Genomic DNA, 25616 nt, shown 5'->3' with positions numbered 1-25616 from the left:
AATCCCACCGCCGCGGCATCGCCGCCCGAGCCGCTGGCCGCCGCCGACATGCGCGAGGTGGACGCGGTGATCCGCCGCCGCCTGACCTCCGACGTCGCGCTGGTCAACCAGATCGCCGAATACATCATCGGCGCCGGCGGCAAGCGCATGCGGCCGCTGCTGGTGATCATGTTCGCGCGCGCGCTGGGCTTTCGCGGCCCCGAGCAGCACGAACTCGCCGCGACGGTGGAGTTCATCCACACCGCCACGCTGCTGCACGACGACGTGGTCGACGAGTCCTCGCTGCGCCGCGGCCGCCAGACCGCCAACGCGCTGTTCGGCAACGCCGCCAGCGTGCTGGTGGGCGACTTCCTCTACTCGCGCGCCTTCCAGATGATGGTGGCGGTGAACCGCATGCGCGTGCTCGAGGTGCTGGCCGACGCCACCAACGTGATCGCCGAGGGCGAGGTGCTGCAGTTGATGAACATGCACGACCCGGACATCGCGGTGTCCGAGTACCTGCGCGTCATCCGCTTCAAGACCGCCAAGCTGTTCGAGGCGAGCGCGCGCCTGGGCGCGGTGCTGGCCGAGGCGCCGCGCGAGGTCGAGGAGGCCTGCGCCGCCTACGGCCGCTCGCTGGGCACCGCGTTCCAGCTCGTCGACGACCTGCTCGACTACGAGGGCAACACCGCCGAGCTGGGCAAGAACGTCGGCGACGACCTGCGCGAAGGCAAGCCCACGCTGCCGCTGCTGATCGCGATGGAGCGCGGCACGCCGGCCGAGCGCGAGCTGATCCGGCACGCCATCGAGCACGGCGAGGTGGCGCGGCTGGCCGAGATCGTCGAGATCGTGCGCCACACCGGCGCGATCACGGCCACGCGCGAGGCCGCGCGGCGCGAGGCCGAGCAGGCCGCCGCGCAGCTCGCGCACCTGCCGGCGTCGGCGCACCGCGAAGCTCTGCTAGAATTCTGTGCTCGGTCGGTGGAGCGCTCTTCGTAGTTCGTCGAAGAGTCCTCGACGGCGATGTTCTCGACATCGCGACCGCCAATTCGGGGTGTAGCTTAGCCTGGTAGAGCGCTACGTTCGGGACGTAGAGGCCGGAGGTTCGAATCCTCTCACCCCGACCAGAATTCCTCCCGCCCATCCACGCTTCATCAATTTGTTGCATCTTTGCCGATGCAGCCGCGGGAATTGTTGGCTTGGGCGCCGCCCGCTCTCGTTTACAGTGCGCCGCGGATCGGCGATCATGATCCGCTACCACTCACTTTCGCGGCGATCCCTCCAACGTGGACACCTTGGCAGAGGCCCCTCAGTCGGCGCTTTCCGGCGTAGCCCGGGTGCTGGTGCACGCCGGGCGCCTGAACGCCAAGACCGCTGAAGAGCTGGTCAAGTCGTCGCGCGAGAAAAAAACCAGTTTCATCTCGTCGGTGATCGCGGCGGGCGCGGTGGCGCCGGCCGACCTGGCGCACACGCTGTCGTCGTCGCTGGCCCTGCCGCTGCTGGACCTGGCCGCGATCGACGTCCAGAAGCTGCCCAAGAACGTCGTCGACGCCAAGCTGTCGCTGCAGTACCAGGTCGTCGTGCTCGGCAAGCGCGGCAACCGCCTGTTCATCGGCGGCGCCGACCCGACCGACCAGGAAGCGGTCGAGCGCATCAAGTTCGCGACGCAGCTCTCGCCCGAGTGGGTGATCGTCGAGCACGACAAGCTCGGCAAGGTGCTCGAGGCCACCGGCGCCAGCGCGGCGGAGGCGCTCGAGTCGCTGTCCTCCGGCGACTTCGAGTTCGACGTCACCGACGACGTCACCTCGCCGCAGGAGGCCGAGGCGCCGTCGGACGTGGAAGACGCGCCGGTCGTGCGCTTCCTGCAGAAGATGCTGATCGACGCGATCAACGCGCGCGCCTCCGACCTGCACTTCGAGCCCTACGAATACCACTACCGCGTGCGCTTCCGCATCGACGGCGAGCTGCGCGAGATCACGCAGCCGCCGATCGCGATCAAGGACAAGCTCGCGTCGCGCATCAAGGTCATCTCGCGCCTGGACATCGCCGAGAAGCGCGTCCCGCAGGACGGGCGCATGAAGCTGAAGTTCGGCAACAAGGCGATCGACTTCCGCGTCAGCACGCTGCCCACGCTGTTCGGCGAGAAGATCGTGATCCGTATCCTCGACCCGTCCAGCGCCAAGCTCGGCATCGAGGCGCTCGGCTACGAGAAGATCGAGAAGGACAGGCTGCTCAAGGCGATTGCCCGGCCCTACGGCATGGTGCTGGTCACCGGCCCGACCGGCTCGGGCAAGACGGTGTCGCTCTACACCTGCCTGAACATCCTCAACCAGCCGGGCGTGAACATCGCGACGGTCGAGGATCCGGCGGAAATCAACCTGCCCGGCATCAACCAGGTCAACGTCAACGACAAGGCGGGGCTGACCTTCGCCGCGGCGCTGAAGTCCTTCCTGCGCCAGGATCCGGACATCATCATGGTCGGCGAAATCCGCGACCTGGAAACCGCCGACATCGCGATCAAGGCCGCGCAGACCGGCCACATGGTGATGTCGACGTTGCACACCAACGACGCGCCGACCACGCTGACGCGCCTGCTCAACATGGGCGTGGCACCGTTCAACATCGCCTCGGCGGTGCTGCTGATCACGGCGCAGCGCCTGGCGCGCAAGCTGTGCGAGAACTGCAAGACGCCGGCCGACTATCCGCGCGAGGCGATGCTCAAGGCGGGCTTCCAGGAGACCGATCTCGACGGGAGCTGGAAGCCGTACCGGGCGGTCGGCTGCTCGTCGTGCAGCAACGGCTACAAGGGTCGCGTCGGCATCTACCAGGTGATGCCGATCAGCGAGGAGATCCAGCGCCTGATCCTGAGCGAAGGCACGGCGATGGACCTGGCGGCGCAGGCGCAGCGCGAAGGCGTGCGCGACCTGCGCCAGTCCGGCCTCGTCAAGGTGCGCGCCGGCGTGACGACGCTGGACGAAGTGATCTCGGTGACCAACGAGTAAGACATCAATCGAAGGGCGGGGGGGAGACCTCTCGGAACGCGCATGGCCACTGCGGTAGCGGCAAAGAGCATCAAGGACCTCGTCTTCGAGTGGGAAGGCAAGGACAAGAACGGCAAGATCGTCCGCGGCGAGATGCGCGCCGGCGGCGAGGCGATGGTCAGCGCGAGCCTGCGCCGCCAGGGCATCCTGACCACCAAGGTCAAGAAGCGCCGCACCAGCGGCGGCAAGGCGATCAAGCAGAAGGACATCGCGATCTTCACGCGCCAGCTGGCGACGATGATGAAGGCCGGCGTGCCGCTGATCCAGTCGTTCGACATCGTCGCGCGCGGCAGCACCAACCCGAAGATGACGCGCCTGCTCAACGACATCCGCACCGACGTCGAGACCGGCACCAGCCTGTCGTCGGCGTTCCGCAAGCACCCGCTGTACTTCGACGCGCTGTACTGCAACCTCGTCGAGGCCGGCGAGGCCGGCGGCATCCTGGAGGCCCTGCTCGAGCGGCTGGCCATCTACCAGGAAAAGACGATGGCGATCAAGAACAAGATCAAGTCGGCGCTGATCTACCCGGTCGCCGTGCTGGTCGTGGCCTTCGTCGTCGTGGCGATCATCATGATCTTCGTGATCCCGGCCTTCAAGGACGTGTTCTCGTCCTTCGGCGCCGACCTGCCCGCGCCGACGCTGGTGGTCATCGCGATGTCCGAGTTCTTCGTCAAGTGGTGGTACCTGATCTTCGGCGGCATCGGCTTCGGCATCTACTTCTTCATGCAGGCTTGGCGGCGCTCGCCGCGCATGCAGAAGGCGATGGACCGCCTGCTGCTGCGCGTGCCGGTGTTCGGCGACCTGGTCAACAAGTCGTGCATCGCGCGCTGGACGCGCACGCTGTCGACGATGTTCGCCGCCGGCGTGCCGCTGGTGGAGGCGCTCGACTCGGTCGGCGGCGCCTCGGGCAACGCCGTCTTCGCCGAGGCCACCGAGCAGATCCAGAAAGACGTGGCCACCGGCTCGGCGCTGACCACCTCGATGCAGACCACCGGCGTGTTCCCGACGATGGTCATCCAGATGTGCGCGATCGGCGAGGAATCCGGCTCGCTCGACCACATGCTCGGCAAGGCCGCCGAGTTCTACGAGGACGAGGTCGACGAGATGGTCAAGGGCCTGTCCAGCCTGATGGAGCCGATCATCATCGTCGTGCTGGGCACGGTCATCGGCGGCATCGTGGTGTCGATGTACCTGCCGATCTTCAAGCTGGGCCAGGTGGTCTGACGCGCCGCGCCCGATGGACGCGCTCGCCCTGCAGGGGCTGCTCACGCCCCCGGCGCTGGCGTTGCTCGGGCTGTGCATCGGCAGCTTCCTGAACGTCGTCATCCACCGCTGGCCGCTGATGCTCGAGCGCGAATGGCGCGCCGAGAGCGCCGAGCTGCTCGGCGTCGCCGTCGAGCCGCCGGCCGAGCCGCTCACGCTGTCGAAGCCGGCCTCGCGCTGCCCCGCCTGCGGGCACCGCATCCGCTGGCACGAGAACATCCCGGTGCTGGGCTGGCTGCGCCTGCGCGGCAAGTGCTCGGCGTGCCGGGCGCCGATCTCGCCGCGCTACCCGCTGGTCGAGGTCTTCACCGCGCTCGTCTTCGCGGCGATCGGCTGGCGCTTCGGCCCGACGCCGCTGGCGCTGCTGTGGTGCGGCGCGGCGGCGATGCTGATCGCGCTGGCCGGCATCGACTGGGACACGACCTTCCTGCCCGACAACCTGACGCTGCCGCTGTTGTGGGCCGGGCTGGTCGCCGCGGCGGCGGGCTGGACCATCCCGCTGGCCGACGCGGTGTGGGGCGCGGTGGCGGGCTACCTGTCGCTGTGGTCGGTGTACTGGCTCTTCAAGCTGCTGACCGGCAAGGAGGGCATGGGCTTCGGCGACTTCAAGCTGCTCGCGGCGCTGGGCGCCTGGCTGGGGCTGAAGATGATCCTGCCCATCGTGCTGATCGCCTCGCTGATCGGCGCCGTGGTCGGCATCGCGATGAAGCTGCGCAGCTCGCTGCGCGAAGGGCGCTACGTGCCCTTCGGCCCCTTTCTCGCCGGCGCCGGGCTGACGGTGATGCTGGCCGGCCCGGCGCGCGTGCTCGGCTGGATCGGCTGGGCCTGAAGGGGCGCCGCCCGTGGCCGCGTCGCTGCGCATCGGCCTGACCGGCGGCATCGGCAGCGGCAAGAGCACCGTGGCCGCCGCGCTGGCCGCGCTCGGCGCGGTGGTGGTCGACACCGATGCGATCTCGCGCAGCCTCACGCTGCCCGGCGGCGCGGCGATGCCGGTGATCGCCGCGCAGTTCGGCGCGCAGTTCGTCGACGCCTCCGGCGCGCTGGACCGCGCGCGCATGCGCGAACTGGTCTTCGCCGACCCGGCGGCGCGGCAGCGCCTCGAAGCCATCCTGCACCCGCTGATCCGCGCCGAGACGGCGCGCCAGGCGCGGGCGGCGGGCGACGCGGTGGTCGTGTTCGACGTGCCGCTGCTGATCGAATCGGGCCGCTGGCGCGAGCAGGTCGACCGCGTGCTGGTGGTCGACTGCCGCGAGGCCACGCAGGTCGAGCGCGTGATGGCGCGCTCGGGCTGGGCGCGCGACGCTGTGCAGGCCGTGCTCGCGCAGCAGGCCAGCCGCCAGGCGCGCCGCGCCGGCGCCGACGCGGTGATCTACAACGACGGCCTGTCGCTGGCGGAACTGCACGCCGAGCTGCGCACTCTGTGGGAAGGCTGGCGCACCCCCGTGTGAAACAATGAACGCGGCCCGGGACCGACGACCTTGATCCTCTACGAGTACCCCTTCAACGAGAGCATCCGCACGATGCTGCGGCTCGAGCACCTGTTCGACCGGCTCGGGCAACTGATCGCGCGCGACGCACCGATCGACCACCATTTCGCGCTCGCGACCATCTTCGAGATCATCGACGTCGCCTCGCGCGCCGACCTGAAGTCCGACCTGCTGAAGGATCTGGAGCGGCAGAAGACGCAGCTCGCCGGCTACCGCGGCAACCCGTCGATCTCCGAGGCCGCGCTCGACGAGGTGCTGGCGCGCGTCGACCACGCCTTCAACGGCCTGAACCAGTTGCCCGGCAAGGCCGGCGCGGCGCTGACGGGCAACGAATGGCTGATGAGCATCCGCAGCCGCATCAGCATTCCCGGCGGCACCTGCGAGTTCGACCTGCCGGCCTACTACGCCTGGCAGAAGCACGACGCGGCGCGCCGGCGCGCCGACCTGATGCAGTGGGCCGCCACGCTGATGCCGCTGGCCGAGGCGCTGTCGGTGCTGCTCGGGCTGCTGCGCGACGCCGGCGTGCCGCACAAGGTGGTCGCGCCGGGCGGGAATTTCCAGCAGAGCCTGCCGGCCGGGCGCATCTACCACCTGCTGCGCCTGCGCCTGCCCGCCGGCAGCGAAGACCTGGTGCCGGAGATCAGCGGCCACCGGCTGATGGTGTCGATCCGGCTGATGCGCCAGGACCGTGAAGGCCGTCTGCGGCCCAGCGGCGAGGACGCCGGCTTCGAGCTGACGCTGTGCGCATGACGACGGGCGCCGCCAAGCCGCGCATCGTCCGCTGCCCGGCCTGCGGCGGCGACAGCCGCTACAGCGCCGAGAACCCGTGGCGGCCGTTCTGCAGCGAGCGCTGCAAGAACCACGACTTCGGCGCCTGGGCCAGCGAGCAGTACCGCGTGGCCGACGCCGGCGACCCGGCCGCGTCCGGCAGCAGCGACGACGGCAGCGGCGAACCCGCGCCGCCGCGCCACTGACGATGCGCGGCGCCAGGTACACGTGCGCCCTCCTGGCGGCCGGCCTGCTCGGCGGCTGCGCCGCCGGCGAGGCCTTCGCGCCCAGCGCCGTGCCGGCCGCCGGCATGCCCTACGCGGGGTTGGCCGAGAACAGCTACGGCGCGCGCAGCACCGCAGCGCTGCGCGCCTGCGACGGGCAGGAGCCCGGCAGCGCGCGCCTGGCCGCCATCGCGGCGATCGCCACGCGCCCCGCCCAGGGCCTGATGAAGATCGACGCGACGCTGGCCTCGCTCGACCTCGCCGCCGCCTTCACCGACCCGACCGGCAGCGAGCATCCGCCGGTGGCCGTGCTCTCGCACGCCGGCGACGGCATCGTGTTCTGGCACTCGCTGCGCAGCGTGCCGCTGGCCGAGGTCGGCGCCGCCGCCAGGGCGTACTGCGCCGGCCGCCGGCTCGGCACGCTGTACCGCGGCTCGGCCAGCCGCTGCCCGACGCCGCAGCGCGGGCTGAGCGGCGCGCCGGTCGTTCAGACCCACGTGATCTCGGCCTACGCCTGTACCGGCCGGCCCTGACGAGCCGCGCCCCGCGGGCATACCCGGGGCCGTCTTGAAAGCCACGAGCCGGCCCCTATAATTGCCCTGCTAGCACTCGCCAATCATGAGTGCTAACACCGTCGAAACGGGTCGAGACGCCCGGAGAGCGGTGAAGTGAATGAGCGCAAACTTTCCGCTCGTTCCCCATCACGATTCAGTTCCGAGTCATCAAGGAGATGCTATGAAACTTCGTCCGTTGCACGATCGCGTGATCGTCAAGCGCCTGGAACAGGAAACCAAGACCGCCTCGGGCATCGTCATCCCCGACAACGCGGCCGAGAAGCCCGACCAGGGCGAGGTTCTGGCGGTCGGTCCGGGCAAGCGCAACGACAAGGGCGACTTCGTCACCCTGAACATCAAGGTGGGCGACCGCGTGCTGTTCGGCAAGTACAGCGGCCAGACCGTCAAGGTCGACGGCGACGAACTGCTGGTGATGCGCGAGGAAGACCTCTTCGCCGTCGTCGAGAAGAAGTAAACCCACCCCAGAACTCGAATCGGAGAAATACACATGGCTGCAAAAGACGTTGTCTTCGGCGCTGACGCGCGCCACCGCATGGTCGAGGGCGTGAACATCCTGGCCAACGCGGTCAAGGTCACGCTCGGCCCCAAGGGCCGCAACGTGGTGCTCGAGCGCTCGTTCGGCGCCCCCACCGTCACCAAGGACGGTGTCTCGGTCGCCAAGGAGATCGAGCTGAAGGACAAGCTCCAGAACATGGGCGCGCAGATGGTCAAGGAAGTCGCTTCCAAGACCAGCGACAACGCCGGCGACGGCACCACCACCGCGACCGTTCTGGCCCAGTCTATCGTGCGCGAGGGCATGAAGTTCGTCGCCGCCGGCATGAACCCGATGGACCTCAAGCGCGGCATCGACAAGGCCGTCACCAGCCTGGTCGAGGAGCTGAAGAAGGCCTCCAAGGCGACCACCACCAGCAAGGAAATCAGCCAGGTCGGCTCGATCTCGGCCAACAGCGACGAGTCGATCGGCAAGATCATCGCCGACGCGATGGACAAGGTCGGCAAGGAAGGCGTGATCACCGTCGAGGACGGCAAGAGCCTGAACAACGAACTCGACGTCGTCGAGGGCATGCAGTTCGACCGCGGCTACCTGTCGCCCTACTTCATCAACAACCCCGACAAGCAGAGCGCGATCCTCGACAACCCGTTCGTGCTGCTGTTCGACAAGAAGATCAGCAACATCCGCGACCTGCTGCCCACGCTGGAGCAGGTGGCCAAGGCCGGCCGCCCGCTGCTGATCATCGCCGAGGAAGTCGAAGGCGAGGCGCTGGCGACGCTGGTGGTCAACACCATCCGCGGCATCCTGAAGGTCGTGGCCGTCAAGGCGCCGGGCTTCGGTGACCGCCGCAAGGCCATGCTGGAGGACATCGCGATCCTGACCGGCGGCAAGGTGATCGCCGAGGAAGTCGGCCTGACGCTGGAGAAGGTCACGCTGGCCGACCTGGGCCAGGCCAAGCGCGTCGAGGTGGGCAAGGAGAACACCACGATCATCGACGGCGCCGGCGCCGCGGCCGACATCGAGGCGCGCGTCAAGCAGGTGCGCATCCAGATCGAGGAAGCCACCAGCGACTACGACCGCGAGAAGCTGCAGGAGCGCGTGGCCAAGCTGGCCGGCGGCGTGGCGGTGATCAAGGTCGGCGCCGCCACCGAAGTCGAGATGAAGGAGAAGAAGGCCCGCGTGGAAGACGCGCTGCACGCCACCCGCGCCGCCGTCGAGGAAGGCATCGTGGCCGGCGGCGGCGTCGCGCTGCTGCGCGCCCGCGCCGCCGTGGGCGCCTCGCTCAAGGGCGACAACCACGACCAGGACGCCGGCATCAAGATCGTTCTGCGCGCCATCGAGCAGCCGCTGCGCGAGATCGTCGCCAACGCCGGCGGCGAGCCGAGCGTGGTGATCAACAAGGTGCTCGAGGGCAAGGGCAACTTCGGCTACAACGCCGCCAACGACACCTACGGTGACATGCTCGAGATGGGCATCCTCGACCCGACCAAGGTGACCCGCACCGCGCTGCAGAACGCCGCCTCCGTGGCCAGCCTGATGCTGACCACCGAGTGCATGGTCGCCGAGGCGCCGAAGGAAGAAGCCCCGGCCGGCGGCATGCCCGGCGGCATGGGTGGCATGGGCGGCATGGGCATGGACATGTAAGCCCGAGCCCACGCGCTCGATCGAAGGGCTGCCTCCGGGCAGCCCTTTTTACTTCAGCAAGGCGGCCACGTGCTGGGCCGTCGCCCTGGCCGACATGGGGTTCTGCCCGGTCACCAGCCTGCCGTCGACGACGACGTGCGAGACGAACGGCAGCCTCGCCTTCTCGTAGCGCGCGCCGCGCCGTTTCATCTCGTCCTCGACGTTGTAGGGCATCTTCGCAGCCACGCCCGCCAGCACTTCTTCCCGCCACGAGAAGCCCGTGACGCGCCGCCCGGCCACCAGCAGCGTGCCGTCCGCCAGCCGGGTGTTCAGCAGCCCGCAGTAGCCGTGGCAGACCGATGAAACGATGCCGCCGCGCTCATGGATGGCGCGGGTGATGCGCTGCAGTTCCCCGCAGTCGGGGAAGTCCCACATGACGGCATGCCCGCCGGTGAAGTAGATCGCGTCGAACGCCATCGGGTCGATCTCGTCCGGCCGCGCGGTGGACGACAGCAGCGCCATCCGCGACGGGTCGGCCAGCCAGTCCTTCACGGAGGCATCGGCGAGCGGCCACTTCAGCGAGCGCGGCTCCAGCGGCGAGACGCCGCCTTGCGGACTCACGATGCGCTGCTCGCACCCGTTGGCGGCAAAAACCTGCCACGCATGGGTCAGCTCCGACAGCCACAGCCCGGTCGGCGCAGCGGGGTCCCGGTAGTGGGCGACGTTGCTGACGACATGGAGTATTCGCCGGGTCACGCGCGGCCTCCCCGACTCTCACGGCGGCGGCGGGCATTCTGGGTGGCCGGGGCGTTGTGCGCCAGCAGACGCATGATTCTCGACATTGAACATTCCTCCTGGGCGCCCGATATTTCGCCGCAGAGCATAAGTTTGAACTCGACTTCGATGTCGATGACCCCGCGCATCGCCCGGCACTTCTGGCCGCGCCGCAATTCATAATCGACCGCATGAGCGCTCCCGCCCGACTGCTGAGCTTCGTCGACGACGAACTGGCGCGATCCGCGCCGATGGTCGAGCGCTGCGTCGCCGGCACCCTGGCGCTGCTGCGCGACAGCCGCGACGGCCTGGCGCAAAGCGAGCGCGAGCGCCAGTTCGAGCTGGTCGAGGCCTTGCAGCGCCAGGGCGCGCGCTACCAGGCGCGTTTTGTCGAGGCGCTGCGCGAGGGCGTGCGGCGCGAACTGGCCGCGGCCGACGGCGCGTCGGCCGCCACGCACGCCGCGCCGGCCGCGCTCGAACTGATGGACGAGTCGCGCGTCGAGACCGACATCGAGATCTCGCGCGCCCTGCAGTTGATCGACAGCACCGCCGAGTGGGAGCGCCGCGAGCTGCAGACCTTCACCTCCACGCTGTGCGGGCTGGACCACGTCAGCGAGGAGTCGAACCCGCTGCGCCCCATCGTCTACGCCACCGCGCTGTGGGAGGCGGCCTGCGCGATCGTCGCCGCGCCGGCGCACCGCGCCACGCTGCTGCGCTTGTCGGCCGGCGTGATGGCCGGGCTGCTCAAGACGGCCTGGGCGGCGGCCAGTTCGCGGCTCGAAGCCGCGGGCGTGCAGCCGGGCGTCTACCGCACGGTGCTGCTCGCGCCGGGCGCGGTCAGCGGCCGCAGCGCCGGCGCGCGCGACGCGGCCCACGCCGGCATGCTCGGGCCGCTGCTGGCCAGCGTGCCGGCCGGCGAGCTGGCGCCGCTGCCGGGTGGTGCCGCGGGCCTGCCCGCGGCGCCGGCCGGCGGCGACGGGCGCGTCGCCGCGCTGCTGACGCGCCTGTTCGCCGCCATCCAGGCCGACACGCTGGTCGGCGCGCCGGTGCGCGCCGTGCTCGCGCGGCTGCAGGTGGCGGCGCTGCGCGTCGCGCTGCAGGACGGCGGCATGCTCGACGCGCCCGCGCACCCGGCCTGGCAGTTGATGAACCGCATCGCCGCGGCCGGCCGTTCGTACCCGGCGCCGGGCGACAAGCGCCTGGCCGCGCTGCTGACCTTCTGCGACGCGCTGGCCGAGGAGGTCGCGCGCGCCCAGGTGGCCGACGCGACGCCGCTGCGCCGCGCGCTGGCGCGCGTCGACACCTTCCTCGCCGAGCAGTTGCAGTGGCAGTTGCGCGAGGCGCAGCCCGCCGTCGAGAGCCTGCGGCGCGCCGAGCGCCGCGACGTGCTCGAACAGGTGCTGTCGCAACGCCTGACCGAGCAGATGGCGACCGTCAGCGCGCCGGCGGGCATCCGCCGCTTCGTCACCGCCACCTGGGCCAAGGTGCTGGCCGAGGCCATGGTGCGCTTCGGCGAACACGCCGGGCCGACGCCGGGCTACCTGCGCGCCGTCGACGACCTGCTGTGGAGCCTGGCGCCGCCGGCCCATCCGCAGAGCCGCCAGCGCCTCGTCGCGCTGCTGCCGGGGCTGCTGCAGCGGCTGCGCGGCGGCATGGCGCTGATCGGGCTGCCCGAGGCCGAGCAGCAGGCGCTGCTCGACGCGCTGATGCCGATCCACGCCGAGGCGCTGCGCCCCGCCGCGCGCGCCGCCAGCGAGAAGCTGACGGCCGAGCAGATCGTGCAGCGCATGCGCGACGAGGTGATCCCCGAGACGCCGCTGCCGCGCCCGTTCAGCGATTCGGTGATCGACCTCGCCTCGATGGACACCGTGCCGGCCGACTTCCTGCACACCGACATCGGCGCGCCGGAAGAGGCGGCGCGCCGCGTCGACCGCCTGCAGCCCGGCGAGCGGCTGCGCCTGTTCGTGCGCGGCCGCTGGACGCGCGTGCAACTGCTGTGGCGCAGCGACGGCGGCCTGTACCTGCTGTTCGCCGGCGAGCAGCCGGGCCAGACGCACTCGATCACGCGCAGCGCGCTCGAACGCCTAGACGGCGCCGGGCTGTTGCAGCCGCAGGAGGACAAGCCGCTGGTGCAGCGCGCGATCGACACGCTGGTCAACGAGCTGCCGCTGCCGGGCTGATGCGACGCGCGCTGCCGTTCGCGCTGCTGCTGCTCGCCGGCGGGCTCGCCGCGGCGCAGGAAGCGCCGCGCCCGCGTGTCGGCCTGGTGCTCTCCGGCGGCGGCGCGCGCGGGCTGGCGCACGTCGGCGTGCTCAAGGTGCTGGAGCGCGAGCGCGTGCCGGTCGACGTGATCGCCGGCACCTCGATGGGCGCCATCATCGGCGGCCTGTACGCCAGCGGCATGAGCGCCACGCGGTTGGAGGCCGATCTGCTGAAGGTCGACTGGGGCACGATGTTCGCCAGCCGCGTCGACCGCCAGCTCCTCTCGCAGCGCCGCAAGGAGGAGGACTTCGAGATCTCGCCGGTGATCGAGATCGGCATGCGCGACGGCGAGCTGCGCGCGCCGCTGGGCGCCCTGTCCGGCCGCGGGCTGGAGACGCTGCTGCGCCGCTACACGCTGCCGGTGCGCGAGGTGAACGACTTCGACGCGCTGCCCATCCCCTTCCGCGCGCTGGCCACCGACCTCGAGACCGGCAAGCCGGTGGTGCTCTCGCACGGCGACCTGGCGCTCGCGCTGCGCTCCAGCATGAGCGTGCCCGGCGTGTTCGCGCCGACCGAGGTGCACGGCCAGATCCTCGGCGACGGCGGGCTGGTCGACAACGTGCCCGTCGACGTGGCGCGCGCGATGGGCGCCGACGTGCTGATCGTCGTCAACGTCGGCACGCCGATCGCCGGGCGCGAGACGCTGGGCTCGGTGGGCGGGCTGACGGCGCAGATGATCAACATCCTGACCGAGCAGAACGTGCAGCGCAGCCTGGCCACGCTGGGCGAGCGCGACGTGCTGGTCACGCCCGACCTGGGCAGGTTCACCTCGTCCGACTTCGCCAGCACGCGCGAGCTGATCGCCGCCGGCGAGGGCGGCGCCGGACCGCTGGCCGGCCGGCTGGCGGCGCTCGCGCTGCCCGAGGCGGCCTATGCGCAGTGGCGCGCCGCGCGGCCGCAGCCCGGCAGGCCCGAGGCCACGCTGTCGTTCATCCGCTTCGAGGGCAGCGAGCTGACCAACCCGCAGCGCTTCGCGGCGCAGCTCGAATCGAAGGCCGGCCAGCCCTTCGACGCCGCCAAGGCCGAACACGACGCGCGGCGCCTGGCCGCCAGCGGCGACTACCTGCGCGCCGACTACCTGCTCGCCTCCACGCCCGAGGGCGACGGCCTGGTGTTCGAGCTGGAGGACAAGCCCTGGGGTCCGCACTACTTCCGCATCGGCCTCGACCTGGAGACCGACTTCCGCGGCGGCAGCGGCTTCAACGTCAAGATCAGCCACAACCGCCACTGGCTCGACGCCAACGGCAGCGAATGGCGCAACCAGTTGCAGATCGGCCAGGTGCCGCGCTGGTACACCGAGCTGTACCACCCGCTGAACTGGACGCTGGGCATCAGCAACGACTGGTTCGTCTCGGCCTGGGCCGAGGCGCAGCGGCGCGACATCACGCGCTACGACAACGCCAGCGGCGCCATCATCAGCCTGTACAACCGCAAGAACGCCACGCTCGGCCTGGATCTCGGCCAGCCCTGGGCCGAGCTGGGCGAGCTGCGCATGGGCCTGGCGCACTGGGTGGAGCGCAGCACGCCCGACGTCGTCGCCAGCACCGCCACCGGCGCCGAGGGGGCGGCGACGATCCGCGAGACCGGCCTGCGCGTCGCGGTGGTGGTCGACCAGCTCGACTTCGCCAACTTCCCGACACGCGGCTACCGCTTCGACGCCGAGGCGGTGGGCGGCCGCAGCAACCGCGGCGGCGGCGCCCAGCGGCACGACTTCACGCGCTTCGAGGCCGAGGCCACGGCGGTGCGAAGCTGGGGCCAGCACACGCTGAACCTCTACGCGCGCGTGCAGCAGACGCCGCGCGACGAGTCCAGCGCGCTCGGCCGCTACACGCTGGGCGGCTTCCACCAGCTCTCCGGCTACCGCAGCGGGCAGCTCAGCGGCAACAGCGTGGCCTTCGCGCGCCTGACCTGGTATCGCCGCTCGCTGACCGCGCCGCTGTTCACGCGCGGCTTCTTCGTCGGCGCCACGCTCGAAGCCGGCAACGCCTGGACGCGCGGCGCCGACGCGCGCGCCGGCGACCTGCGCCACGGCATGAGCGCCTTCCTCGGCGCGGACACCGGCCTCGGCCCGGTGTACTTCGGCCTGACCTACGCGCCGCAGGGCTCGACGGGGCTGTACCTGTTCGTCGGCCGGCCCTGATCAGACCGCGGGCCCGGCCAGCGCGCGCTCGATCTCGGCGGCCACGCGCGCCGGCTGTTCGTGCACGATCCAGTGCGTCGCACCGGACACGCGGCTGACCGTCAGGCGCGGCACGAAGGCGTCGAGGCCATCGAGCAGCGCCGGCGGCAGCGCGAGGTCGGCCTCGCCCCAGACCACGTGCGTGGGCACGCGCACCGTCACCATCGCGGCGGGCAGTTCCAGCGTGCGCAGCGGGTCGTCGGGCCCGGCCGGCGGACGCAGCGGCGAGGCCCGGTAGTAGTTGCAGCCGCCGGCCAGGCCGTGGCGCCACACGGCGCGGTACTGCGCGCGCACGGCCTCGTTCAGCCAGCCGCCGCCGGGCCGCGCCGCGTCGAGGGCACCCATGCGCTCGAAGAAGGGCCAGAGCCGCTCGAAGTCGTTCTCGGCCAGCAGCGCGGGCGCGTCCGGGCGGCACAGGAAGTTCATGTAGCCGCTGGCCGAGCGCTGCGCCGGGTTGTCGCGCAGCTCGCGCAGGAAGATGGCCGGGTGCGGCGCGTTGACGATGACGAGGCGCTCGATGCGCTGCGGATGCTGCGCCGCCAGCGCCCAGGCCAGCGCGCCGCCCCAGTCGTGCGCCACCAGCGCGGCGGCGCGGCCGCCCAGCGACTCGATCAGCGCGGCGATGTCGGCGACGAGGTGCTTGGCGCGGTAGGCCTCCACCTCGGCCGGCGCCGACGAACGCTCGTAGCCGCGCAGGTTGGGCGCGACGCAGCGAAAGCGCGGCGCGAAGTGCGCGAGCAGCGCGTCCCACACGAAGGCGCCTTCCGGAAAGCCGTGCAGGAACACCAGCAGCGGCGCGCCGGGCGTGCCGGCGGCGCGGCACGACAGCGTGATGCCGTGCGGCAGCGCGAGGTCGAAGGTCTCGATGTCGTTCATGCCTGCACCCATTCGCGCAACTGCACCGCCACGTCGTCGACGCCGCGCTTGTTCAGCGCCGAGAACAGCGTGATGCCGATGTCCGAGGCCTCGGTGCCGAGCCGACCCAGCGTGTCCTGGCAGGCCGCGAGCGCGCGTTCGGCCTCGCGGCGGTTGAGCTTGTCGGCCTTGGTCAGCAGCACCAGCAGCTTGACCGATCCGTTGGCCAGGCGCGGCGCGACGAAGTCCAGCAGTTGCAGGTCGAGCTCGGTGAAGCCCAGGCGCGAATCGACCATCAGCACCACGCCGGACAGGCTGCGCCGCAGCTCGAGGTAGTCGGCCATCACCCGCTGCCAGCGCTGCTTGGCGTCGCGCGACACCGCCGCGTAGCCGTAGCCGGGCAGGTCGGCCAACAGCGCATCGGGCGCGTCTTTCGGGCCGAGCGCGAACAGGTTGATGTGCTGCGTGCGCCCCGGCGTCTTCGACGCGAAGGCGAGGCGCTTTTGCTGCGTCAGCGTGTTGATCGCGGTCGACTTGCCGGCGTTGGAGCGCCCGACGAAGGCGATCTCGGGCAGCTCGGTGGCCGGCAACTGGTCGAGCCGGCTGGCGGTGGTGAGAAAGCGCGCGCCATGCGCCCAGGCGAGCGCGCGCCGCGCGGCGGCGGCCGCGTCGGCATCGCTGCCGGCGCTGGCCGGCGGGGGAGTGTGTTGTTCGTCGGCCATCGGATTGCCCTGTCGGCATTGTAAAATCGGCGGGTTTTGCACGAGCCGAGCCCCGCGACCATGAATCCTGCCGCCCTGGTACCCAGCCTGATGTCCGGCCTGCTGGCCGCCGCCCTGGCCTTCCCGGCCGCGGCCACGGAGGCAGCCGCCGCCAAGCCCGACTTGGCCAAGGGCGAGGCCACCGCCACCGCCGTGTGCGGCGCCTGCCACACCTTCGACGGCTCGCGCGGCACGCCGGCCAACCCCATTCTCGCCGGCCAGCACGCCGAGTACCTCGCCAAGCAGCTCGGCGACTTCAAGTCGGGCAAGCGCAGCGACGCGGTGATGCAGGGCATGGCCGCCACGCTGGCGACCGACGCCGACATCCGCAACGTGGCCGCCTTCTTCGCCGCCAAGAGCGCCAAGCCCGGCTTCGCCGGCAACAAGGCGACGGTGGCGCGCGGCGAGAAGATCTGGCGCGGCGGCATCGCCGAGCGCAAGGTGCCGGCCTGCGCCGGCTGCCACGGCCCGGCCGGCGCCGGCATCCCGTCGGAATATCCGCGCCTGGCCGGCCAGCACGCCGTCTACACCGAAGCCCAGTTGCTCGCCTTCCGCGACGGCAAGCGCAAGAACAACGCGCAGATGGCGGGCGTGACCGCCGGCATGACCGAGGCCGACATCAAGGCCGTGGCCGACTACGTCGCCGGCCTGCGCTGACGCGCGGGCGCTTCTCGCGGGCGACCCCGCCATGGCTTTTGTCCGACGCGGCGCCGACGGCCGCATCGACAGCCTGCACCGCGACGCGGTGGAAGGCGCCGAGTTCGTGGCCGACGACCACCCCGACGTGCAGGCCTTCGTCGGCAACGACAGCGCCACGCGCGAGGGTTTCGACCGCCTCGACGCCGACTTCGTGCGCGTGATCGAGGACGTGATCGACACGCTGATCGTCAAGAACGTCATCAACATCACCGACCTGCCCGAGCAGGCGCAGGCCAAGCTGTTCGCGCGCAAGAGCTTTCGCGAGCGTGTCTCGAGAAGCGCGCTGCGCCTGTACGAGCAGCCGACCGATTTCGGCGACGTGATCTGACCGGCCGCGCCCGCCCGGGGCGCGCGCGGCTCAGGCGACGAGCAGCTCGCCGACCCCGTAGAGCGCGGCCAGCGCGCTGAGCTTGTCGGGCGCGTTGCCGACGCGAAACGGCCGGCCCGAAGCCTGGGCCAGCCGGCGGCATTCGAGCAGCACCGCCAGCGCCGAGGTGTCGAACTGCTGCAGCGGCGAGGCGTCGACGACCACCTCGCCGTCGCGCTCGCCCTCCAAGGCCTGCGCGAGCAGGCGCTGCGTGTCGCGCGCCTCGCGCAGCGTGAGGGTGGCCGGCAGCAGCAACATCGCGCCGGCCCTCAGGACTTGGAGCCGCCGCCGGCGGCGCTCTTGTTGCGCTCGGCCAGCTTGGCGATCAGGCCGTCGATGCCGCCGGCGCCGATCTCCTGCGCGAAACTGCTGGTGTAGTTCTGCACCAGCCACACGCCGAGCACGTTGACGTCGTAGATCTTCCAGCCGTCGTCCTTCTTCTCGAGGCGATAGTCGAGCTGGATCGGGTCGCCCTTGCCACGCACCTCGGTGCGCACCACCACGTCCTTGTCGTCCGGGTTGGCGCGCATCGGCTTGAGCTGCACGCTCTGGTCCTTCACCTGCGACAGCGCGCCCGAGTAGGTGCGCACCAGCAGCACCTTGAACTCTTCCTGCAGGCGCTGCTTCTGCTCGGGCGTGGCCTCGCGCCAGTAGCGGCCGACGGCCGAGGCCGTCATGCGCTGGAAGTTCACGTGGGGCATGACCTTGGCGTCGACCAGCGCGGTGATCTTGCGCACGTCGCCGGCCTGGATGTCCTTGTCGGCCTTGATGGTGTCGAGCACGTCGGTCGACACCTCCTTGATGAGCTGGTCGGGCGCCTTGGCGGCGTCGGCGGCCTGGGCGACACCGAGGCCGAGCGCCATCGCGCAGGCGGCCAGCCAGGAGGTGATTCGCGTCGAGAACATGTCGTCTTCCTTTCTAGGTCGCCTCCGGAGGGAGGCTTCGGCACTCAGAGCGGGCCGCGGCGGCAAGGTTCACTGCCCGGTGTTCCTTAACGTATCGCAACGCGCAGCGGTTCACCGGCCCGGCGGCGCGGAGGCGGCCGGCGGGGCCGCGGCGGCGTCATCGTCGTCTTCCGCGCTGGGGTCTTCCGGCGGCGGCTCGTTGCCGTCGAACACCAGGCTGCGGCGGCGCTGCAGGTAGGCGTCGCGGATGAAGGTGTACTTGTCCAGCGCGATGTCGTCGAGCACGCGCGTCGCGCCGAGCAGGCCGGCGCGCGTGTTGACCAGCCGCAGCGCGTTGACGCCGTAGCGGCCCGCGCGCTCGCCGACCGCCAGCGCCGGCGAGACGGCGAGGTCCATCGGCAACCCGATCGAGTCGCGCACGCTCGACGGGCCGAGCACCGGCCAGACGACGTAGGCGCCGCTGCCCATGCCCCACACGCCCAGCGTCTGGCCGAAGTCCTCGCGGGTCTTCTCCAGGCCGGCCTCGGTGGCCACGTCGAGCACGCCGCCCAGGCCGAACACGGTGTTGGTGCCCACGCGCATGATGTCGTAGACACCCGCCGTGCCCTTGCCCTGCAGGAAGTTGTTCGCCGCCGACCAGACATCGGCGAAGTTGCCGAAGAAGTTGTCGATGCCGCGCCGCACCAGCTCGGGCACGATGGCCGCGTAGGCGGTGGCCACCGGCTTGAGCACACGCTGGTCGAGCGCCTCGTTGAAGGCGAAGACCTTGCGGTTCCACTTCTCCCACGGGTCGGGCGTCGCGCCGGCGGCGCCGCGCGCGTCGCCCGGCGCGGTGGTCGCGCAGCCGCCCAGCAGCGCAGCGGCCAGCGCGAGCGCGGCGCCGCCTCGCCTCACTTCTTCGCCCCCGTTTCGGCGCCGGCATCGGCGGCCTTGTTGAAGAGGAACTGGCTGATCAGGCTTTCCAGCACCACCGCCGACTGCGTCTGCGTGATGGTGTCGCCGGCGGCGAGGTTGTTCTCGTCGGCGCCGGGCTCCAGGCCGATGTACTGATCGCCCAGCAAGCCGGCGGTGAGGATGCGCGCCTGCGAGTCCTTGGGAAACTGCACGCTCTTGTCGAGCTCGAGCCTGACCACGCCCTGGTAGGTCTTGGCGTCCAGCGTGATCGAGGCGACGCGGCCGACCGTCACACCGGCGCTGCGCACCGCCGCGCGCGGCTTCAAGCCGCCGATGTTGTCGAACTTGGCGGTCAGCGCATAGGTGGCGCCGCCGCCGAAGCTGGTCAGGTTGGCGGCCTTCAGCGCCAGGAACGCCAGGCCGAGGATGCCCAGCAGCACGAACAGTCCGACCAGGGTTTCGATGCCCTTCTTGCCCATCTTTGTTTCCCTTTCCGACTACGGCGTCGAGAACATCAGCGCCGTGAGGATGAAGTCCATGCCCAGCACCCCCAGCGACGAGATCACCACGGTGCGCGTGGTCGCGTAGGCCACGCCCTCGGGGGTCGCGTCGGTCTCGTGGCCCTGGTAGAGCGCGACGAAGGTGCAGATCACGCCGAACACGATGCTCTTGACGATGCCGTTGCCGACATCGCGCCAGACGTCGACCTTGTCCTGCATGATCGACCAGAAGTTGCCCGCGTCGACGCCGATCAGCAGCACCGCGACGACGTAGGCGCCGAGGATGCCGATGGCCGAGAACAGGATCGCCAGGATCGGCATCGACACCGCGCCGGCGATGAAACGCGGACCCAGCACGCGCTCCTTCGGGTCGATGGCCATCATCTCCATCGCGGCGAGCTGCTCGCCGGCCTTCATCAGCCCGATCTCGGCGGTCAGCGAGGTGCCGGCGCGGCCGGCGAACAGCAGCGCCGTCACCACCGGCCCCAGCTCGCGCACCAGCGCGAGGTTGACGATCAGGCCGAGCGACTCGGTGGCGCCGTAGGTGACCAGCGCGTAGTACATCTGCAGCGCGAGCACGAAGCCCACCGCCAGCCCCGACGACAGGATGATCACCAGCGAGAGGTTGCCCACCGCGTGGATCTGCGCGACGACGAGGCCGAAGCGGCGCAGCGAGGTCGGCAGCGCGCGCAGCACGTCGAGCGCGAAGAAGGCGGCATGGCCGAGGTTGCGCAGCGCGCGCAGCGTGCGCTCGCCGATCGCCGCGAGGAAGTTCATCGCGGCCCTCCCGCGACCAGGCCGAAGTCCTCGGCGATGCTCGGCGCCGGGTAGTGGAACTTGACCGGCCCGTCGGGCTCGCCGCGCACGAACTGGCGCACCTCGGGGTCGGCCGAGCCCATCAGCTCGGCCGGCGTGCCCTGCGCGACGATGCGCCCGCCGTTGGCCAGCAGCACCACGTGGTCGCTGATCGCCATGCACTCGGGCACGTCGTGCGAGATCACCAGCGAGGTCGAGCCGGTCACGTCGTTGAGCGTGCGGATCAGCCGCGCGGCCACGCCCATCGAGATCAGGTCGAGGCCGGCGAAGGGCTCGTCGTACATGATCAGCTCCGGGTCGAGCGCGATCGCGCGCGCCAGCGCGATGCGCCGCGCCATGCCGCCGGAGACCTCCGAGATGCGCAGGTGCGCCGCGCCGCGCAGGCCGACCGCATTGAGCTTCATCAGCACGATGTCGCGGATCATCGACTCCTTCAGGTCCGTCTGCTCGCGCAGCGGGAAGGCGACGTTGTCGAACACCGAGAGGTCGGTGAACAGCGCGCCGAACTGGAACAGCACGCCCATGCGCCGGCGCAGCCGGTAGAGCTGCTCGCGGTTGCGCGTGTCGACCACCTCGCCGTCGAAGCGCACCGTGCCAGCATTGGCCGCGTGCACGCCGCCGATCAGGCGCAGCAGCGTGGTCTTGCCGCAGCCCGAGCTGCCCAGGATGGACGTGACCTTGCCGCGCTGGAAGCGCAGCGAGATGTCGTCGAGGATGGTGCGGCTGGCGTCGTACCCGAACGTGACGTGGTCGATCTCGATCAAGGTGTCGCCGAGCGCCGGCTTGTGTTCTTCACTCGGCATGGCGCGGGTGCTGTTCTCGTCGTCGGGCCGTGTGCGCTTGCGCGCGGAAGCGGTCGAGGCCGAAGCATTGTCGCATGGCAAAACCGTGCGCGCAGGGCGGCGGGGATACGCCTTGTCACGCCGCGTGGCGCGCTGCCGACAGCCCGGTCAGCGGCGCTGGCAGCGCGGGCAGAAGAAGGTCGAGCGCTGGCCTTGCACGATGCGCCGCACCGGCGTGCCGCACACGGTGCACGGCTGCCCTTCGCGGCCGTACACCGCGGCGTGCCGCTGGAAGCTGCCGGCCATGCCGTGCGCGTCGCGGAAGTCGCGCAGCGTGCTGCCGCCGAGATCGAGCGCCTGCGCGAGGATCAGGCGCAGCGCGTCGGCGAGCGCGTCGCAGCGCGCGCGGCCGACGCGGCCGGCGGCCGCGCGCGGGTCGATGCCGGCGCGGAACAGCGCCTCGCAGGCGTAGATGTTGCCCGCGCCGACGACGATGTCGCCGGCCAGCAGGGCCTGCTTGATCGCCACGCGCCGGCCGCGCAGCGCGCGGTGCAGGTGCTCGCCGCCGAAAGCGGCGTCGAAGGGTTCGAGCCCGAGGCGCGCGAGCAGCGTCGCGGCCGGCGGCGCGTCGATCGCGCTCGACCACACCACCGCGCCGAAGCGGCGCGGGTCGGTCAGCCGCAGCGTGCCGCGGTCGGTGACGAGGTCGAAGTGGTCGTGCGCGCCCGGCGGCGCGGCCTGCTCGCCGAACGCGAGCGAGCCCGACATGCCCAGGTGCAGCAACAGCCCGCCCGAGCCGACCGGCAGCCAGAGGTACTTGCCGCGCCGCAGCGCCGTGCCGATGCGCGCGCCGCGCAGCGCGTCCGGCTCGCAGCCCAGCGGCCAGCGCAACGGCTTGCCCAGGCGCACCTCGCTCACCGTGGCGCCGGCGATGCGGTCGGCGAAGCTGCGCCGCGTGGTCTCGACCTCGGGAAGTTCGGGCATGCGGGGAATTATCACGAGCGCGGCGGATCGCAGCCTCTCATGCCCCCCACTAGAATGAATTCGAGTCCCCAGGAGCCAGCGATGCCGTCCCCTTCGTCCCGCGCGGGCCAGCGCCCGCTGGCCGTCCTGCTGGCCTGCGCGCTGGGCCTGGCCGCGGCGGCCTTCGCGCAGGGCCCGGCCGCGCCGAAGCCGCCGGTCGAGAACTCGGCGCTCGACGCGCAGCTCTTCTACCAGTTGCTGATCGGCGAGATCGAGCTGCGCAACGGCGAGGCCGGCACCGCCTACCAGGTGCTGCTCGACGCGGCGCGCCGCACGCGCGACGAGCAGTTGTTCCGCCGCGCCACCGAGATCGCCTTGCAGGCGCGCGCCGGCGACCAGGCGCTCGCCGCGGTGATGGCCTGGCGCAGCGCGCTGCCGCGCTCGGTCGAGGCGCACCGCTACCTGATCCAGTTGCTCGTCGCGCTGAACCGCGCCGACGAATCGGTCGAGCCGCTGCGCTCGCTGATCCAGCTCACGCCCGAGGCCGAGCGGCCGGCGCTGATCCAGTCGCTGCCCGGCTTCTACGGCCGCAGCGGCGCGAAGGCGCAGACGCCGGCGCTGGTCGAGCGCGTGGTGCAGGACTGGATAGCCCGGCCCGCCACGCGCAGCGCCGCGCGCGTGGCGCTGGCACGCGCCTGGCTGAGCGTGCCCGACGCGCCCAGGGCGCTGGCGCTGCTGCAGCGCGCGCAGGCCGACGACCCGGCCGACGAGGCCACGGCGATGCTCGCCGCCGCGATGGTGGCCGGCACGCCGCAGGCCGAGGCCCTCGTGACCGCCTACCTCGACGCCAGGCCCGACAGCCACGCCGTGCGCCTGAACTACGTGCGCGTGCTGACCGGCATGCAGCGCTATGGCGACGCGGTGGCGCAGTTGCAGACCGTCACCCGCCTGGCGCCCGACATGGCACCGCCCTGGCTGACGCTGGGCGCGCTGCAGCTCGAACTGCGCCACCCGGCCGAGGCGGCGACGGCGCTCGAAACCTACCTCGCCCGGCTCGACGGCGCCCCCGCCGCCGCGCCGCCGGGCGCGGACGACAGCGACGACGACGAGGGCGAGCGCGCCGAAACGCCCGACTGGCGCGAGCAGGGCCGCACGCAGGCCTGGCTGCTGCTGGCGCAGGCCGCCGAGCAGCGGCGCGACTTCAAGGCCGCCGAAGCCTGGCTCGCCAAGGTCGACAACCCGCAGCGCGCGCTCGACGTGCAGACGCGCCGCGCCTCGCTGCTGGCGCGCCAGGGCAAGGTGAAGGAAGCGCGCGAGCTGATCCGCAAGACGCCCGAGAAGACCTCGGCCGACGCGCGCGCCAAGCTGCTCGCCGAGGCCCAGGTGCTGCGCGAGCAGAAGCTGTGGCGCGACGCCAATGGCGTGCTCGAACAGGCCAACAAGCAGTTTCCCGACGACGCCGACCTGCTCTACGAACAGGCCATGATGGCCGAGAAGCTCGACCGCATGGACGAGATGGAGCGGCTGCTGCGCAAGGTGATCGCGCTCAAGCCCGAGCACCACCACGCCTACAACGCGCTGGGCTACTCGCTGGCCGAGCGCAACCAGCGCCTGCCCGAAGCGCGCGAGCTGATCAAGAAGGCGCTCGACCTCAGCCCCGGCGAGCCCTTCATCACCGACAGCCTGGGCTGGGTGGAATACCGCCTGGGCAACCGCGACGAAGCCTTGCGGCTGCTACAGCAGGCCTACCGCGCGCGCCCCGACGTCGAGATCGCCGCGCACCTCGGCGAGCTGCTGTGGGTGCTGGGCCAGCACGACGAGGCGCGGCGCGTGCTGCGCGAGGCGAAGTCGCGCGACGCCGCCAACGACGTGCTGCGCGAAACCCTCGCCCGGCTGCGGGTGGACCTGTGAGGCGGCGCGCCTTCGCGCTGGCGCTGCCGGCCGCGGCGCTGCTGCAGGCCTGCGCCTCGCTGCGAACCGAGACCCAATCGCTGGCCGGCGAATCGCTGGCCGGCCGGCTCGCGCTGCGCGTCGACACGACGGGCGAGGAGCAGGCGCGCTCGATGGTCGCCGCCTTCGAGCTGCAAGGCGCGCCCGAGACCGGGCGGCTGAACCTCGCCACGCCCACCGGCCAGGTGATGGCGCAGGCGCGCTGGCAGCCGGGACGCGTGCTGCTGGTCACGCCGCAGGGCGAAACGCCCTACCCCAGCCTGGACGCGCTGACGCGCGAGGTGCTCGGCGAGAGCCTGCCGGTGGCGGCGCTGTTCGACTGGCTGCGCGGCCGCCCCTGGCCGGGGGCCGGGCACCTCGCGCAGCCCGACGGCTTCCGCCAGCTCGGCTGGGCGGTCGACCTGTCGCGCTTCGCCGACGACACCATCGTCGCGGTGCGCGAGGCGGCGCCGGCGGTCACCGTGCGCGTCAAGCTGGACAAGCGTTGATGAAATGAAACCCCCAAGCTCACTTCGTTCGCTGCCTCCCGAGGGGGCGCTCAGTGGCTTCGGAACGGCCGGGCACCACTGATGGCCTTGCGCGCGCTCCACGACGTGCCGGCCCCGGCCAAGCTGAACCTGTTCCTGCACGTGGTCGGCCGCCGCGCCGACGGCTACCACCTGCTGCAGTCGGTGTTCGTGCTGATCGACTGGTGCGACACGCTGCACTTCGAGCGCCGCGATGACGGCCTCCTCGCGCGCCACGACCTCGGCGCGGCGCTGCCCGACGACGACCTGTGCCTGCGCGCCGCGCGGCTGCTGCAGGCCGACAGCGGCACGCCGCTGGGCGCCGACATCTCGATCGAGAAGACCGTGCCCTGGGGCGCCGGCCTGGGCGGCGGCAGCTCCGACGCCGCCAGCACGCTGCTGGCGCTGAACCGCCTGTGGGGCCTGCACTGGCCGCGCGAGCGCCTGGCCGCGCTGGGCCTGAAGCTGGGCGCCGACGTGCCCTTCTTCATCGGCGGGCGCAACGCCTTCGTCGAGGGCGTCGGCGAGCTTCTCACGCCGCTGCCCGTGCCGCCGCAGTGGCTGGCGGTGCTGAAGCCGGCCGCGGCCATCGAGACCCGGGCGATCTTCGCCAGCCCGCTGCTGGTGCGCGACACCGATCCTGTTATACTTGCGGGCTTTCTTGCGGACACGTCCGACGGCTTCGGCCGCAACGACTTGCAGCCCCCCGCCGAAGCGCACTGCGCCGAGGTGGGCGCCGCCCGGGAGATGTTGCAGCGCTGCTTCGGCAACGCGCGCATGACCGGGTCGGGCAGCGCGGTGTTCTCGAGAGCGGGCACGGGCGCCGAACCCACGGCGGCGATGCCGGCGGATCTTCCGCCGGGGTGGGTGGGGCGCATGTGCCGCAGCCTGGAGCAGCATCCGCTGGTCGGTTGGGCTCCGGACTGAAGACCGGTTGAAGGTTGGTCGCG

Annotated in this window: 27 protein-coding genes and 1 tRNA gene; 18 read left to right on the top strand and 10 right to left on the bottom strand. The window is 71.3% G+C overall.

Annotated features, from left to right (window positions below; all coding sequences use genetic code 11):
• The first annotated feature begins 48 nt into the window (after nt 1–48).
• The 11 genes from QM792_RS04900 to groL all read left to right on the top strand — a co-directional run bounded on the left by QM792_RS04900 (nt 49) and on the right by groL (nt 9474).
• Nucleotides 49–978: a polyprenyl synthetase family protein gene (locus QM792_RS04900; protein WP_415151582.1), complete on the top strand. Its 930-nt coding sequence runs from the start codon at nt 49–51 to the stop codon at nt 976–978.
• 51 nt (nt 979–1029) lie between these two features.
• Nucleotides 1030–1106, top strand: a tRNA-Pro gene (locus QM792_RS04895).
• Nucleotides 1107–1265: 159 nt separating this feature from the next.
• Nucleotides 1266–2981: a type IV-A pilus assembly ATPase PilB gene (gene pilB / locus QM792_RS04890; protein ID WP_415148134.1), complete on the top strand. Its 1716-nt coding sequence runs from the start codon at nt 1266–1268 to the stop codon at nt 2979–2981.
• A gap of 42 nt (nt 2982–3023) precedes the next feature.
• Nucleotides 3024–4244, top strand: a complete 1221-nt coding sequence (locus QM792_RS04885) for a type II secretion system F family protein (protein WP_415148132.1) — start codon at nt 3024–3026, stop codon at nt 4242–4244.
• 13 nt (nt 4245–4257) lie between these two features.
• The gene (locus tag QM792_RS04880) at nt 4258–5112 is read left to right on the top strand and encodes a prepilin peptidase (RefSeq protein ID WP_415148131.1); all 855 of its coding nucleotides are present in this window, start codon (nt 4258–4260) and stop codon (nt 5110–5112) included.
• Between the two features lie 13 nt (nt 5113–5125).
• Complete coding sequence (gene coaE, locus QM792_RS04875; protein ID WP_415148129.1) at nt 5126–5731, top strand: dephospho-CoA kinase; 606 nt, start codon at nt 5126–5128, stop codon at nt 5729–5731.
• 30 nt (nt 5732–5761) lie between these two features.
• A complete protein-coding gene (gene zapD / locus QM792_RS04870) occupies nt 5762–6520 on the top strand; it encodes a cell division protein ZapD (protein WP_415148128.1) in 759 nt (252 codons plus the stop codon).
• Nucleotides 6517–6744 carry a DNA gyrase inhibitor YacG gene (locus tag QM792_RS04865; RefSeq protein WP_415148126.1) on the top strand — a complete coding sequence of 76 codons (228 nt, stop codon included), beginning with the start codon at nt 6517–6519 and terminating at the stop codon, nt 6742–6744. Before zapD ends, QM792_RS04865 begins: the two co-directional genes overlap by 4 nt.
• A 2-nt stretch (nt 6745–6746) precedes the next feature.
• Complete coding sequence (locus tag QM792_RS04860) at nt 6747–7295, top strand: hypothetical protein (protein WP_415148125.1); 549 nt, start codon at nt 6747–6749, stop codon at nt 7293–7295.
• A gap of 202 nt (nt 7296–7497) precedes the next feature.
• Nucleotides 7498–7791 (top strand): co-chaperone GroES, encoded by a 294-nt coding sequence (gene groES / locus QM792_RS04855; RefSeq protein WP_415148123.1) that lies wholly within the window; start codon nt 7498–7500, stop codon nt 7789–7791.
• A gap of 33 nt (nt 7792–7824) precedes the next feature.
• Entirely contained in the window at nt 7825–9474 is a 1650-nt protein-coding gene (groL, locus tag QM792_RS04850) for a chaperonin GroEL (protein ID WP_415148121.1), read from the top strand.
• 48 nt (nt 9475–9522) lie between these two features.
• Here the strand turns inward: groL and QM792_RS04845 are convergent, their stop codons facing one another.
• Nucleotides 9523–10209, bottom strand: coding sequence for a type 1 glutamine amidotransferase domain-containing protein (locus tag QM792_RS04845; protein WP_415148119.1), 687 nt, complete (start codon nt 10207–10209; stop codon nt 9523–9525).
• A 209-nt stretch (nt 10210–10418) separates the two neighbouring features.
• On the opposite strand from QM792_RS04845, the gene QM792_RS04840 reads away from it, so the two are divergent.
• Nucleotides 10419–12407 (top strand): DUF1631 family protein, encoded by a 1989-nt coding sequence (locus QM792_RS04840; RefSeq protein ID WP_415148118.1) that lies wholly within the window; start codon nt 10419–10421, stop codon nt 12405–12407.
• Nucleotides 12407–14629, top strand: coding sequence for a patatin-like phospholipase family protein (locus tag QM792_RS04835; RefSeq protein WP_415148117.1), 2223 nt, complete (start codon nt 12407–12409; stop codon nt 14627–14629). The genes QM792_RS04840 and QM792_RS04835 overlap by 1 nt, the downstream gene beginning before the upstream one ends.
• On the opposite strand, the gene QM792_RS04830 is transcribed toward QM792_RS04835, so the two are convergent.
• Together QM792_RS04830 and yihA are read right to left on the bottom strand one after the other, a co-directional pair.
• Nucleotides 14630–15544 carry an alpha/beta fold hydrolase gene (locus QM792_RS04830; RefSeq protein WP_415148115.1) on the bottom strand — a complete coding sequence of 305 codons (915 nt, stop codon included), beginning with the start codon at nt 15542–15544 and terminating at the stop codon, nt 14630–14632.
• Entirely contained in the window at nt 15541–16245 is a 705-nt protein-coding gene (gene yihA, locus QM792_RS04825) for a ribosome biogenesis GTP-binding protein YihA/YsxC (protein ID WP_415148113.1), read from the bottom strand. The genes QM792_RS04830 and yihA overlap by 4 nt, the downstream gene beginning before the upstream one ends.
• A 60-nt stretch (nt 16246–16305) precedes the next feature.
• Here yihA and QM792_RS04820 point away from each other — a divergent pair, with 60 nt between their 5' ends.
• Together QM792_RS04820 and QM792_RS04815 are read left to right on the top strand one after the other, a co-directional pair.
• A complete protein-coding gene (locus tag QM792_RS04820; protein WP_415148111.1) occupies nt 16306–16941 on the top strand; it encodes a c-type cytochrome in 636 nt (211 codons plus the stop codon).
• Between the two features lie 31 nt (nt 16942–16972).
• Nucleotides 16973–17311, top strand: coding sequence for a hypothetical protein (locus QM792_RS04815; RefSeq protein ID WP_415148110.1), 339 nt, complete (start codon nt 16973–16975; stop codon nt 17309–17311).
• A gap of 30 nt (nt 17312–17341) precedes the next feature.
• On the opposite strand, the gene QM792_RS04810 is transcribed toward QM792_RS04815, so the two are convergent.
• The 7 genes from QM792_RS04810 to mutM all read right to left on the bottom strand — a co-directional run bounded on the left by QM792_RS04810 (nt 17342) and on the right by mutM (nt 22231).
• Nucleotides 17342–17608, bottom strand: coding sequence for an STAS domain-containing protein (locus QM792_RS04810; RefSeq protein WP_415148109.1), 267 nt, complete (start codon nt 17606–17608; stop codon nt 17342–17344).
• A gap of 11 nt (nt 17609–17619) precedes the next feature.
• A complete protein-coding gene (locus tag QM792_RS04805; RefSeq protein WP_415148108.1) occupies nt 17620–18255 on the bottom strand; it encodes an MlaC/ttg2D family ABC transporter substrate-binding protein in 636 nt (211 codons plus the stop codon).
• Nucleotides 18256–18366: 111 nt separating this feature from the next.
• Nucleotides 18367–19149 carry a VacJ family lipoprotein gene (locus tag QM792_RS04800; RefSeq protein WP_415148107.1) on the bottom strand — a complete coding sequence of 261 codons (783 nt, stop codon included), beginning with the start codon at nt 19147–19149 and terminating at the stop codon, nt 18367–18369.
• Nucleotides 19146–19628: an outer membrane lipid asymmetry maintenance protein MlaD gene (mlaD, locus tag QM792_RS04795; protein WP_415148106.1), complete on the bottom strand. Its 483-nt coding sequence runs from the start codon at nt 19626–19628 to the stop codon at nt 19146–19148. Before mlaD ends, QM792_RS04800 begins: the two co-directional genes overlap by 4 nt.
• An 18-nt stretch (nt 19629–19646) precedes the next feature.
• The gene (gene mlaE / locus QM792_RS04790; RefSeq protein WP_415148104.1) at nt 19647–20426 is read right to left on the bottom strand and encodes a lipid asymmetry maintenance ABC transporter permease subunit MlaE; all 780 of its coding nucleotides are present in this window, start codon (nt 20424–20426) and stop codon (nt 19647–19649) included.
• The gene (locus tag QM792_RS04785; RefSeq protein WP_415148103.1) at nt 20423–21268 is read right to left on the bottom strand and encodes an ABC transporter ATP-binding protein; all 846 of its coding nucleotides are present in this window, start codon (nt 21266–21268) and stop codon (nt 20423–20425) included. The genes mlaE and QM792_RS04785 overlap by 4 nt, the downstream gene beginning before the upstream one ends.
• A gap of 147 nt (nt 21269–21415) precedes the next feature.
• Nucleotides 21416–22231, bottom strand: a complete 816-nt coding sequence (gene mutM, locus QM792_RS04780) for a bifunctional DNA-formamidopyrimidine glycosylase/DNA-(apurinic or apyrimidinic site) lyase (protein WP_415148102.1) — start codon at nt 22229–22231, stop codon at nt 21416–21418.
• Nucleotides 22232–22312: 81 nt separating this feature from the next.
• On the opposite strand from mutM, the gene QM792_RS04775 reads away from it, so the two are divergent.
• The 3 genes from QM792_RS04775 to ispE all read left to right on the top strand — a co-directional run bounded on the left by QM792_RS04775 (nt 22313) and on the right by ispE (nt 25593).
• Complete coding sequence (locus tag QM792_RS04775) at nt 22313–24121, top strand: tetratricopeptide repeat protein (protein ID WP_415148100.1); 1809 nt, start codon at nt 22313–22315, stop codon at nt 24119–24121.
• Nucleotides 24118–24648 carry an outer membrane lipoprotein LolB gene (locus QM792_RS04770; RefSeq protein WP_415148099.1) on the top strand — a complete coding sequence of 177 codons (531 nt, stop codon included), beginning with the start codon at nt 24118–24120 and terminating at the stop codon, nt 24646–24648. The genes QM792_RS04775 and QM792_RS04770 overlap by 4 nt, the downstream gene beginning before the upstream one ends.
• An 81-nt stretch (nt 24649–24729) precedes the next feature.
• The gene (gene ispE / locus QM792_RS04765) at nt 24730–25593 is read left to right on the top strand and encodes a 4-(cytidine 5'-diphospho)-2-C-methyl-D-erythritol kinase (protein ID WP_415148098.1); all 864 of its coding nucleotides are present in this window, start codon (nt 24730–24732) and stop codon (nt 25591–25593) included.
• Nucleotides 25594–25616 lie beyond the last annotated feature (23 nt).

Origin of the sequence: Piscinibacter sp. (assembly GCF_047600445.1) — a bacterium.
In the GTDB taxonomy this organism is placed as follows: Bacteria; Pseudomonadota; Gammaproteobacteria; order Burkholderiales; family Burkholderiaceae_C; genus Piscinibacter.
This window is presented reverse-complemented; position numbering and strand designations above follow the sequence as displayed.

What these genes read in the sequence shown, in the direction of transcription:
- QM792_RS04815 (WP_415148110.1), top strand. Translation starts at nt 16,973, where the DNA reads ATGGCTTTTGTCCGACGCGGCGCCGACGGCCGCATCGACAGCCTGCAC.
- QM792_RS04805 (WP_415148108.1), bottom strand. Translation starts at nt 18,255, where the DNA reads ATGTTCTCGACGCGAATCACCTCCTGGCTGGCCGCCTGCGCGATGGCG.
- yihA (WP_415148113.1), bottom strand. Translation starts at nt 16,245, where the DNA reads ATGGCCGACGAACAACACACTCCCCCGCCGGCCAGCGCCGGCAGCGAT.
- QM792_RS04900 (WP_415151582.1), top strand. Translation starts at nt 49, where the DNA reads ATGCGCGAGGTGGACGCGGTGATCCGCCGCCGCCTGACCTCCGACGTC.
- QM792_RS04840 (WP_415148118.1), top strand. Translation starts at nt 10,419, where the DNA reads ATGAGCGCTCCCGCCCGACTGCTGAGCTTCGTCGACGACGAACTGGCG.
- mlaE (WP_415148104.1), bottom strand. Translation starts at nt 20,426, where the DNA reads ATGAACTTCCTCGCGGCGATCGGCGAGCGCACGCTGCGCGCGCTGCGC.
- QM792_RS04835 (WP_415148117.1), top strand. Translation starts at nt 12,407, where the DNA reads ATGCGACGCGCGCTGCCGTTCGCGCTGCTGCTGCTCGCCGGCGGGCTC.
- QM792_RS04810 (WP_415148109.1), bottom strand. Translation starts at nt 17,608, where the DNA reads ATGTTGCTGCTGCCGGCCACCCTCACGCTGCGCGAGGCGCGCGACACG.
- mutM (WP_415148102.1), bottom strand. Translation starts at nt 22,231, where the DNA reads ATGCCCGAACTTCCCGAGGTCGAGACCACGCGGCGCAGCTTCGCCGAC.
- QM792_RS04785 (WP_415148103.1), bottom strand. Translation starts at nt 21,268, where the DNA reads ATGCCGAGTGAAGAACACAAGCCGGCGCTCGGCGACACCTTGATCGAG.
- groL (WP_415148121.1), top strand. Translation starts at nt 7,825, where the DNA reads ATGGCTGCAAAAGACGTTGTCTTCGGCGCTGACGCGCGCCACCGCATG.
- QM792_RS04860 (WP_415148125.1), top strand. Translation starts at nt 6,747, where the DNA reads ATGCGCGGCGCCAGGTACACGTGCGCCCTCCTGGCGGCCGGCCTGCTC.
- ispE (WP_415148098.1), top strand. Translation starts at nt 24,730, where the DNA reads ATGGCCTTGCGCGCGCTCCACGACGTGCCGGCCCCGGCCAAGCTGAAC.
- QM792_RS04880 (WP_415148131.1), top strand. Translation starts at nt 4,258, where the DNA reads ATGGACGCGCTCGCCCTGCAGGGGCTGCTCACGCCCCCGGCGCTGGCG.
- mlaD (WP_415148106.1), bottom strand. Translation starts at nt 19,628, where the DNA reads ATGGGCAAGAAGGGCATCGAAACCCTGGTCGGACTGTTCGTGCTGCTG.
- QM792_RS04775 (WP_415148100.1), top strand. Translation starts at nt 22,313, where the DNA reads ATGCCGTCCCCTTCGTCCCGCGCGGGCCAGCGCCCGCTGGCCGTCCTG.
- QM792_RS04830 (WP_415148115.1), bottom strand. Translation starts at nt 15,544, where the DNA reads ATGAACGACATCGAGACCTTCGACCTCGCGCTGCCGCACGGCATCACG.
- QM792_RS04820 (WP_415148111.1), top strand. Translation starts at nt 16,306, where the DNA reads ATGAATCCTGCCGCCCTGGTACCCAGCCTGATGTCCGGCCTGCTGGCC.
- QM792_RS04885 (WP_415148132.1), top strand. Translation starts at nt 3,024, where the DNA reads ATGGCCACTGCGGTAGCGGCAAAGAGCATCAAGGACCTCGTCTTCGAG.
- groES (WP_415148123.1), top strand. Translation starts at nt 7,498, where the DNA reads ATGAAACTTCGTCCGTTGCACGATCGCGTGATCGTCAAGCGCCTGGAA.
- QM792_RS04865 (WP_415148126.1), top strand. Translation starts at nt 6,517, where the DNA reads ATGACGACGGGCGCCGCCAAGCCGCGCATCGTCCGCTGCCCGGCCTGC.